Raw genomic sequence first — 9339 nt, 5'->3', positions numbered from 1 at the left:
GAAAGGCCCTCCGATGCACAACCTCACCCTCACCCCGACCACCGCCGGCCGCCGCACGGCGAGCAGAGGGATGGCCGTGGCAGGCCTCGCCGTCGCGCTCGGGCTGTTCCTCGCCGGCTGCACCGACGCCGCGCCCGAACCGACGCCGACGCCGACCGCGACGGAGGCGGCCGAGGCCGGGGTCACCGACATCGTCGACACACCGGGCTCCGGTGAGGGACTGGCGGGCGCCCTCGCTGATGCCGAGGTGACGCAGTGCGAGCGCGTCGACGACCACTGGGAGGTCGCAGGCACGGTCACGAACTCGAGCGAGGGGGCCGCCTCGTACCGCATCTACGTCTCGTTGCTCACCGAGGGAGGCGACACGCGATCGCTCACTCAGGTGAACGTCGACCCGACCGATCCGGGCGCGAGCGCCGACTGGTCGGCTACTGTCGACGTGCAGGACGAGACTCTCGACTGCGTACTGCGGGTGGAGCGCTACGCCGCCTGAGCGCTGTGGCCTAGTCGGCCGGGCGTGATGACCGCTTCACCATGTCGTAGGCGGCGAGGGCGTTCTTGCGGGTCTCTCGCAGGTCGACGATCGGCTCCTGCGGTGCATCCGAGGCCCACTGCGAGATGTACACGCGCTGCGGGTCGAACTTCGTGGCCTGCAGCTCCGGATTGAAGACGCGGAAATACGGGGCTGCGTCTGCCCCTGAACCGGCGACCCACTGCCAGTTGAAGGGGTTGTTCGCGCCGTCCGCATCGACCAGGGTGTCCCAGAACCACTCCTCGCCGCGACGCCAGTCGATCAGGAGATTCTTGACGAGGAACGAGGCGGTGACCATGCGCACCCGGTTGTGCATGTATCCCGTGTGCCAGAGTTCTCGCATCCCGGCATCGACGAGGGGGATGCCGGTGTCGCCCCTCTGCCACGCCACGAGGTGCGACGGCTTCAGGCGAGGCCACGGGAAGGCATCGAACTCGCGACGCAGGTTGTCTGTCGCGAGACGCGGGAAATGGAACGCGGTGTGCCAGGCGAACTCTCGCCAGCCGAGCTCCGACAGGAAGCCCGCGGCGCCGTCGACCCCGGTGGCTTCGTGCCACACCGTGAACGGGCTGACCTCTCCCCATCGCAGGCGTGGGGAGAGCAGCGAGGTGGCGCCCGCCGAGGGCTCGTCGCGTGCCCTGTCGTAGCCCGGGAGATCGTCGTGCAGGAATTCGCGCAGTCGGGCACGGGCGGCCGGTTCGCCGGGCTCCCAGGTCTCACGAAGGCCTGACGCCCAGTCGGGGTGGGTGGGGAGCAGCTGCCAGTCGTCGAGGTCGTCGGACGGCGGCATCGTCGCACCCTCGATGGTCCGGGGCTCCGGCAAGGGCGCGCGCGGCGTCGGAAGCGCCAGACATGCGCGCCAGAAGGGGGTGAACACCGAGAAGTGGGTGCCGGCGCCGGTCTTCACCGTCCACGGCTCGTGAAGCAGCGAGGCGGCGAAGGACGTGACCTCGATCCCGCGCTCGCGAAGACCGGACTTCAGTGCGGCGTCGACCTCGCGTTCTGCACCCCCGTACCGACGATTCCAGAACACCGCGGATGCGCCGCTGTCGTCGACCACCTGCGCCACGACCTTCTCGGCCGGCCCCCTGCGGAGGATCAGATCGGCCCCCGCCTCCTGGAGACGCTCGGCGAGAGAGGCGAGCGAGTGATGCAACCACCACTTCGCGGCACCTCCGAGCGGGCGGATGCCGTCGGTCTCCTCGTCGAGCACGAACAGCACGAGCACGCGATCTCCGCGGTCGATCGCGGCCCTCAGCGCAGGATTGTCGGCGAGGCGGAGATCGTCACGGAGCCACACGAGCGAAGGAGAGGACATGGCTCCATTCTGGCCGGGTCAGCCGAACCGCGGGCGGGGCTTGCCGGAGCGGCGACTCAGCGGCTACGGCGTCCGCGCGCCCTCCGCGGTCGTTCCGGGGCGGTCGCCCACAGCGCCCACAGCACGAGGAGCGGCTGGAGGAACAGCCTGCCGAACCGCCGTGCCTCCGTGTCGAGTCCCGGGGTCGAGCGATGGGTACGCCATTGATGCACATTGCCGGGGAACACCGCTACGAAGAAGGCGGCCGTCGCGAGGCCCATCCGTCGCCGCTCCTTCGGCAGGGCGAGCAGCCCCGCCGCGAGGGCGACCTCTGCGACTCCCGAAGCGATCACGATCGCATCCTTGTCGAGGCGCGTGACGCGCGTGGCCCAGTCGGGAACCACCACGCGGAAACCCCGTGTGCTCACGAAATGCACGACGCCGATCGCGCCGAGTGCGAGTGCGAGGATCCCGCGCGCGAGTGCTTTGATCATCCGCTCACGCTACCGGGGACCGCGCGCGCCGCCCCGTCATACGTCCGGTCGATTCCGGTCTTTGCCACACTGAGTGCATGACCGTACTGCGCATCAGCATCCTCTTCGTGCTTGCAGCCGTCGCCGAGATCGGCGGCGCCTGGCTCATCTGGCAGGCCGTCAAGGAGAACCGGGGGTGGGTGTTCGCGGTGCTCGGCGTCATGGCGCTGGGGGCGTACGGGTTCATCGCGGCGCTCCAACCGGACGCGAACTTCGGGCGCGTGCTGGCCTCATACGGCGGGGTGTTCATCGCCGGATCGCTGGCGTGGGGCATCATCGTCGATGGCTTCAAGCCGACGGTCTGGGACTGGGTCGGATCGGCGATCGCGCTGGGCGGAGCGGCGATCATCATCCTCGCGCCGACGGCGGCGAACACGGCGACAGAGAGCGTGTCGTAGCGGTCGGCAGCCGCCAGGCATGCGAGTAGCCTAGATCCAGACCCAGATGGAGTGTGCAGTGCCTGAAAATGCTCAGCCGAAAGACGGCTTCGCCCTGTTCTCTGACCGTTCAGTCGTCGCGATGCGCGTCAACGGAACCCTCAAGGACCTCGCCGCGACAGTGACGGATGCCGACGAGGTCGAGCCGGTCACGATCGACAGCCCCGACGGACTCAACATCCTCCGTCACTCGGCGGCGCACGTGCTCGCGCAGGCGGTGCAGCGGATCAACCCGCAGGCGAACCTCGGCATCGGCCCGCCCATCACCGACGGCTTCTATTACGACTTCGGCGTCGAGACCCCGTTCACGCCGGAAGACATCAAGGCCATCACCAAGGAGATGCAGCGCATCGTCCGTGAGGGCCAGCGCTTCGTGCGCCGCGTCGTCACCGACGACGAGGCACGGGCAGAGCTCGCGGACGAGCCGTTCAAACTCGAGCTCATCGGCCTCAAAGGCGGCAAGGAGGCGGCAGAGGGTGCCTCCGTCGAGGTCGGCGAGGGCGAGCTGACGATCTACGACAACACGACCCGCGACGGCGAGGTCGTCTGGAAGGACCTCTGCCGCGGGCCGCACCTTCCCAACACGCGCATGATCGGCAACGGCTGGGATCTCACCCGCATCGCCGCCGCCTACTGGCGCGGCAGCGAGAAGAACCCGCAGCTGCAGCGCATCTACGGCACGGCGTGGCCGTCGAAGGAAGAGCTGCGCGAGTACCAGCACCGTCTCGAGGAGGCCGCCAAGCGCGACCACCGCCGACTCGGCAAGGAGCTCGACCTGTTCTCGTTCCCCGAGGAGATCGGTTCGGGTCTCTCCGTCTGGCACCCCCGCGGCGGCGTCGTTCGCGGCGAGATGGAGCAGCACGCCCGCAGACGTCACATCGAGGGCGGCTACACCTACGTGTACACGCCGCACATCTCGAAGGAAGACCTCTTCCTGACCTCGAACCACCTCGTCACGTACAAGGAGGGCATGTACCCGCCGATCGTCATGGACGAGGAGCGCGACGACGAGGGCAACATCACCAAGCCGGGTCAGGACTACTACCTGAAGCCCATGAACTGCCCGATGCACATCCTGATCTACAAGGAGCGTGCGCGCAGCTACCGCGACCTGCCCCTGCGGTTCGCCGAGAACGGTACGGTCTACCGCAACGAGCTGTCCGGCGCGCTGCACGGCCTCACCCGCGTGCGCGGCTTCACGCAGGACGACTCGCATCTGTTCGTCACCCCCGACCAGCTCGAGGGCGAGGTCGCGAAGGTCCTGGAGTTCATCCTCTCGATGCTCCGCGACTTCGGTCTGACCGACTTCGAGCTCGAGCTGTCGATGAAGGACGACGAGAAGTCCAAGTGGATCGGCTCCGACGAGTTCTGGGACTCCTCGACCGATGCGCTGCGACGCGTCGCCGTGGCATCCGGGCTCAAGCTCACCGAGGTCCCCGGTGAGGCGGCCTTCTACGGACCGAAGATCGACCTGAAGACGCGTGACGCGATCGGCCGCACCTGGCAGCTCTCGACCGTGCAGGTGGATCCGAACCTGCCCGAGCGCTTCGAGCTCGAGTACATGGACAAGGACGGCCAGAAGAAGCGTCCGATCATGATCCACCGTGCGCTGTTCGGCTCGATCGAGCGCTTCTTCGCGATCCTGCTCGAGCACTACGCCGGTGACTTCCCGGTCTGGCTGTCTCCGGTGCAGGTCGTGGGCATTCCGGTCGCCGACGAGTTCGCCGACTACCTCGGCGACATCGTCGACACGCTGCGCACCCAGGGCGTGCGTGCCGAGCTCGATGCGTCCGACGATCGGATGCAGAAGAAGATCCGCACGCACACGACCGGCAAGGTCCCGCTGCTGCTGATCGCGGGGGAGAAGGACCGCGATGCGGGCACCGTCTCGTTCCGCTATCGCGACGGGACGCAGGAGAACGGCGTGCCGATCGCCGACGCCGTGGCGCGCATCCGTGGCGCGATCGATGCGCACACGCTCGTGCAGACAGCAGGGGACCTGGCGTGACCACGCCCCCGGAATCGTGGGAGGACGCCGGCGAGTTCGCCGGCGTCCCCGACGAGTTCCAGCGGCTCTGGACGCCGCACCGGATGGCGTACATCCAGGCCGGTCCCGAGCCGTTGCGCGAGGAGTGCCCGTTCTGCGAGGCGCCGAAGTTCCCGGATGCCGAGCGGCTGATCGTCGCGCGCGGCGAGACCGCCTACGTGCTGCTCAACCTCTTCCCGTACAACTCGGGGCACCTGCTGGTGTGCCCCTACCGCCACATCGGCACGTACGACCAGGCGACGCCGGAAGAGGTCGCCGAGATCGGCGCGCTGACCCAGATCTGCATGCGCGTGCTCCGGGAGGTCTCGCGCTGCGACGGATTCAACCTCGGCATGAATCAGGGGGCGGTCGCGGGCGCCGGCGTCGATGGCCACCTGCACCAGCACATCGTGCCGCGGTGGACGTCTGACGCCAACTTCTTCCCCATCATCGCCAAGACCAAGGCCCTGCCTCAGCTCCTCGGCGAAGTGCGCGAAGCGGTGGCGAACGCCTGGCCGACGCCCGGGCACTGAGGACGGCCCGCCCGTCCCGGTCGTTGAGCGAGGACGTCGGAGCCGCCGCCACCTCTCCCGGTCGTTGAGCGAGGACGGCGGAGCCGCCGCCACCTCTCCCGGTCGTTGAGCGAGGACGGCGGAGCCGACCGAGACGAAACGCGCCGCGGCGGATCAGCGCACCTGGCGTGCGGTGAACTGCATCCGCGGGTTCGCGTAGAACTCCTGCGCCTCGACGAGCTGCAGCTCGCGGGCACCCGATTCCAAGGTCTGCGAGAGCAGGTCGAAGACACTCGACGCCGTCCGCTCGAGTGCCGTCTTCGCATCGTGCGTCTGCACGTAGTGGGCCGTGAACAGCGCGGCGGTGACGTCGCCCGAGCCGTTCGCCTTCATCGGCAGGCGCGGGGTCTGCACGATCCATGCGCCGGTCGGGTCGGCCACGAGCATCTCGATCGTGCCCTCTTCGCGGTCGGGGCGTTCGACGCTCGTGACGAGAACCGTGCGGGGACCCATCGCGGTCGCGAGATCGACCGATGCGAGCGTCGACTCCAGAGTGTCGGGCTCGGTGCCGGTGAGGAATCCGAGCTCGAACTGGTTCGGGGTGATGATGTCGGCGGCGGGCACGACCTTCTCGCGCAGCAGGATCGGGATCGCCGGGGCGACGAAGCATCCGGACTTCGCGTTCCCCATGACGGGGTCGCAGGCGTACACGGCGTCGGGGTTCGCGGCCTTGACGCGCGCCACGGCGTCGATGATCACGTCGCCGATGCCCTCGCCGCCCTGGTAGCCGCTGAGCACGGCGTCGATCTCGCCGAACACACCGCGCTCCTCGATGCCGGTGATGACCTCACGCACGTCGTCGGGCGAGATGAGCGGGCCGCGCCAGGCGCCGTAGCCGGTGTGGTTCGAGAAATTGACCGTGTAGACCGGCAGAACCTCGACGCCGATGCGCTGCAGCGGGAAGACCGCGGCGGAGTTTCCGACATGTCCGTACGCGACGGCGGACTGGATGGAGAGGACCTTCATTCCCCGATCCTTTCAGTGAGGGCGGGAGTGCTCCCGCGGCGGATGGTCATCGCACGGCCGCGACGAGGTCGGTGACGAGCGTCGCGGCGTCGTCGTCGGTCAGGTCGTGCACGGTGAGGCGCAGGTGGTGGGAGGGATCCGCCCGCTCGTCGAGGGCGAAGTCGTCGCCGGTGCGGGCCAGCCAGCCGCGGCGCATGAGCTTCTCGGCGACGAGCCGCGCAGGCGTGGGCAGTTCGATCCACAGACTCAGGCCGTCGGTCGCACCGGAGTCGAGGCCGTGTGCGCGCAGACGCGACGCGAAGGCCTCGTTCCGTGCCGCGTAGTGCGCGCGAGCGTCGGCGATCTGTGAGAGCACCGCGTCGTCGGTGAGCTGAGTGAGCGTGAGTCGCTGCAGAAGGTGGCTGACCCATGTGGTGCCCGGGCTCAGACGCATCGCGAGGCGCTCTGCCGTGGTGGCGTCTGTCGCGGCGATCGCGAGGCACATGTCGGGACCGAGGAACTTCGAGACCGAGCGCACCAGTGCGAACCGGCGATGGTCGGGGCCGATCAGCGATTCGTAGGGGCGCTGCGACAGCATCGAGAAATGGTCGTCCTCGATGACCAGCACGTAGGGGTGCTCGGCGAGGACGGCCCGCAGATCGGCTGCGCGCGAGGCCGTGAGGCTCGCACCGGTGGGATTCTGAGCGCGCGGGGTGCAGATCACGGCGCGCACTCCGGCATCCAAGGCCGCGCGAAGACCGTCGACCGTCATCCCCTGATCGTCGACCGGCACGGGCACCGCCCGATATCCGCCGAGGCGCACGGTGTGGATGCTGGCGAGGAAGCAGGGATCCTCGAGTGCGACGGCATCGTCGCGCATCAGCGCCTGGGAGAGCAGCCTTTCGACGGCGTCGACGGCGCCGCTCGTGATCGTGATGCCGAAGTCGGGGTGACGAAGATCCTGAGCGATCCATTCCCGTGCCCACTCGTCGAGACTCCGGTCGATCACCGGCTCCCCGTAGAGCACGGGACGTCCGGCCACGGTCGCCAGGGCCGGCGACGGATCGGGGATCAGGCGAGGGTCGGGGTTCCCTGTGCCCACGTCGCGCAGCACGGTGTCGGGTGCGTATCCCTCCTGAGCGACCGACTCGTGTCCGGCGATGATCGTGCCGGCGCGTCCGCGCGACACGACGAGGCCCGCCTGCGCGAGTTGACGGTAGGCGGCGACGGCCGTGTTGCGGTTGACGCCGAGCAGCGAGGCGAGTTCGCGCACGGGGGGCAGAGGGCTGCCGGCGCTCAACACGCCGCGGTCGCGCAGGGCGCGCACGCTGTCGGCGATGTCCGCTGCGGTCGTTCCGGTGATCTGCTCGTTCATGTCTCCTCACCCCGATTCTAGGTCGTTCCGGACAGTGCTACTGTTTGGCCTAGATCAAACGAGACATCGTTCGACACACTCATGCACATCGTGCTTCCCCGACAGGAGCTCTCATGACCGAACAGACCACCACCGGATCCTCGCGCGTCAAGCGCGGTCTCGCCGAGATGCTCAAGGGCGGCGTGATCATGGACGTGGTCACTGCCGACCAGGCCAGGATCGCGGAAGACGCCGGGGCCGTCGCCGTCATGGCACTCGAGCGGGTCCCCGCCGACATCCGCGCACAGGGCGGTGTGTCGCGCATGAGCGACCCCGACATGATCGACAGCATCATCGACGCGGTCTCCATCCCGGTCATGGCGAAGGCGCGTATCGGCCACTTCGTCGAGGCGCAGGTTCTGCAGGAGCTCGGCGTCGACTACATCGACGAGTCCGAGGTGCTCTCGCCCGCCGACTACGTGAACCACATCGACAAGTACGGCTTCACCGTGCCGTTCGTGTGCGGCGCCACCAACCTGGGCGAAGCCCTGCGCCGCATCAACGAGGGTGCGGCGATGATCCGCTCCAAGGGCGAGGCGGGTACGGGAGACGTCTCGGAGGCGATGAAGCACATCCGCAAGATCCGGGGGGAGATCGCCGCGCTCACGGCACTTCCCAAGGACGAGCTGTTCGTCGCGGCGAAAGAGCTGCAGGCTCCCTACGAGCTCGTCGCCGAGATCGCCGAGACCGGCACGCTCCCCGTCGTGCTGTTCGTCGCAGGCGGCGTCGCGACGCCGGCGGATGCCGCGATGATGATGCAGCTGGGCGCCGACGGCGTCTTCGTGGGGTCGGGCATCTTCAAGTCGGGCAACCCGGCGGAGCGCGCCAAGGCGATCGTGAAGGCGACCACCTTCTTCGACGACGCCAAGGTCATCGCCGAGGTGTCCCGCGGTCTCGGAGAGGCGATGGTCGGCATCAACGTCTCCGATCTCCCCGCGCCGCACCGCCTGGCCGAGCGTGGCTGGTAGCCCGCGGGTCGGCGTCCTCGCGCTGCAGGGCGACGTGCGCGAGCACGCCGCCCTGCTCGCGGGGCTCGGAGCCGAGGTGGCGCTGGTGCGCCGCCCGGAGGAGCTCGCGGGCGTCGACGGGCTCGTCATCCCCGGCGGCGAGTCGAGCGTGATCGACAAGCTGTCGCGCATCTTCGGGATGCAGGAGCCGATCCGTGCGGCGATCGCGGCGGGCCTTCCCGTCTACGGAACCTGCGCGGGGCTGATCCTCCTGGCGGACGAGATCGTCGACGGCATCGCAGGGCAGCAGTCCTTCGGCGGCATGGACATCTCGGTGCGGCGCAACGCGTTCGGGCGCCAGACCGAGTCCTTCGAGACCGATCTCGACGTGCCGGCGCTCGGGGATACGCCGGTGCGCGCGACGTTCATCCGCGCACCGATCGTCGCGCGTGCGGGGGAGCAGGTCACCGTGCTCGCGGCGTTGGCCGACGGAGCGATCGTCGCGGTCGAGCAGGGAAGGCTGTTGGGCACGAGCTTCCACCCCGAGGTCGACGGCGAGACCCGGTTCCACGAGCGCTTCCTCGCGCATGTGGTGGCGCACGCGACTGCAGCGTGAGACTGCGCGCGCGACCCGCC

At 68.8% G+C, this 9339-nt stretch carries 10 protein-coding genes; 6 read left to right on the top strand and 4 right to left on the bottom strand.

Annotated elements, in window-relative coordinates; translation table 11 throughout:
• Positions 1-13: 13 nt before the first annotated feature.
• Positions 14-493, top strand: coding sequence for a hypothetical protein (locus AC3WS6_RS11135; protein ID WP_492501078.1), 480 nt, complete (start codon positions 14-16; stop codon positions 491-493).
• Positions 494-503: 10 nt separating this feature from the next.
• Here AC3WS6_RS11135 and AC3WS6_RS11130 read toward each other — a convergent pair whose 3' ends face one another.
• Positions 504-1850: a cryptochrome/photolyase family protein gene (locus tag AC3WS6_RS11130; protein ID WP_492501077.1), complete on the bottom strand. Its 1347-nt coding sequence runs from the start codon at positions 1848-1850 to the stop codon at positions 504-506.
• Between the two features lie 56 nt (positions 1851-1906).
• The gene (locus AC3WS6_RS11125) at positions 1907-2323 is read right to left on the bottom strand and encodes a DoxX family protein (protein ID WP_492501076.1); all 417 of its coding nucleotides are present in this window, start codon (positions 2321-2323) and stop codon (positions 1907-1909) included.
• A 77-nt stretch (positions 2324-2400) separates the two neighbouring features.
• Between AC3WS6_RS11125 and AC3WS6_RS11120 the strand changes: the two genes are divergently transcribed.
• From AC3WS6_RS11120 to AC3WS6_RS11110, 3 genes are all read left to right on the top strand, one after another.
• Positions 2401-2760, top strand: coding sequence for a YnfA family protein (locus AC3WS6_RS11120; protein WP_492501075.1), 360 nt, complete (start codon positions 2401-2403; stop codon positions 2758-2760).
• A gap of 121 nt (positions 2761-2881) precedes the next feature.
• The gene (gene thrS / locus AC3WS6_RS11115) at positions 2882-4807 is read left to right on the top strand and encodes a threonine--tRNA ligase (RefSeq protein WP_492501487.1); all 1926 of its coding nucleotides are present in this window, start codon (positions 2882-2884) and stop codon (positions 4805-4807) included.
• On the top strand, positions 4804-5358 hold the full coding sequence (locus tag AC3WS6_RS11110) for an HIT family protein (protein WP_492501074.1): 555 nt from the start codon (positions 4804-4806) through the stop codon (positions 5356-5358). The genes thrS and AC3WS6_RS11110 overlap by 4 nt, the downstream gene beginning before the upstream one ends.
• A gap of 153 nt (positions 5359-5511) precedes the next feature.
• On the opposite strand, the gene pdxY is transcribed toward AC3WS6_RS11110, so the two are convergent.
• Complete coding sequence (gene pdxY / locus AC3WS6_RS11105; protein WP_492501073.1) at positions 5512-6363, bottom strand: pyridoxal kinase PdxY; 852 nt, start codon at positions 6361-6363, stop codon at positions 5512-5514.
• Between the two features lie 46 nt (positions 6364-6409).
• Complete coding sequence (locus AC3WS6_RS11100; RefSeq protein WP_492501072.1) at positions 6410-7717, bottom strand: aminotransferase class I/II-fold pyridoxal phosphate-dependent enzyme; 1308 nt, start codon at positions 7715-7717, stop codon at positions 6410-6412.
• A 113-nt stretch (positions 7718-7830) separates the two neighbouring features.
• Here AC3WS6_RS11100 and pdxS point away from each other — a divergent pair, with 113 nt between their 5' ends.
• Both pdxS and pdxT read left to right on the top strand, forming a co-directional pair.
• On the top strand, positions 7831-8724 hold the full coding sequence (gene pdxS / locus AC3WS6_RS11095; RefSeq protein WP_492501071.1) for a pyridoxal 5'-phosphate synthase lyase subunit PdxS: 894 nt from the start codon (positions 7831-7833) through the stop codon (positions 8722-8724).
• A complete protein-coding gene (pdxT, locus tag AC3WS6_RS11090; protein ID WP_492501070.1) occupies positions 8714-9319 on the top strand; it encodes a pyridoxal 5'-phosphate synthase glutaminase subunit PdxT in 606 nt (201 codons plus the stop codon). The genes pdxS and pdxT overlap by 11 nt, the downstream gene beginning before the upstream one ends.
• Positions 9320-9339: the final 20 nt, after the last annotated feature.

Source organism: Microbacterium sp. EB106-03-03-XG65 (assembly GCF_058791955.1).
Note: the sequence above shows the minus strand (reverse complement) of the source record. Positions and strands in the feature narration are given on the sequence as shown.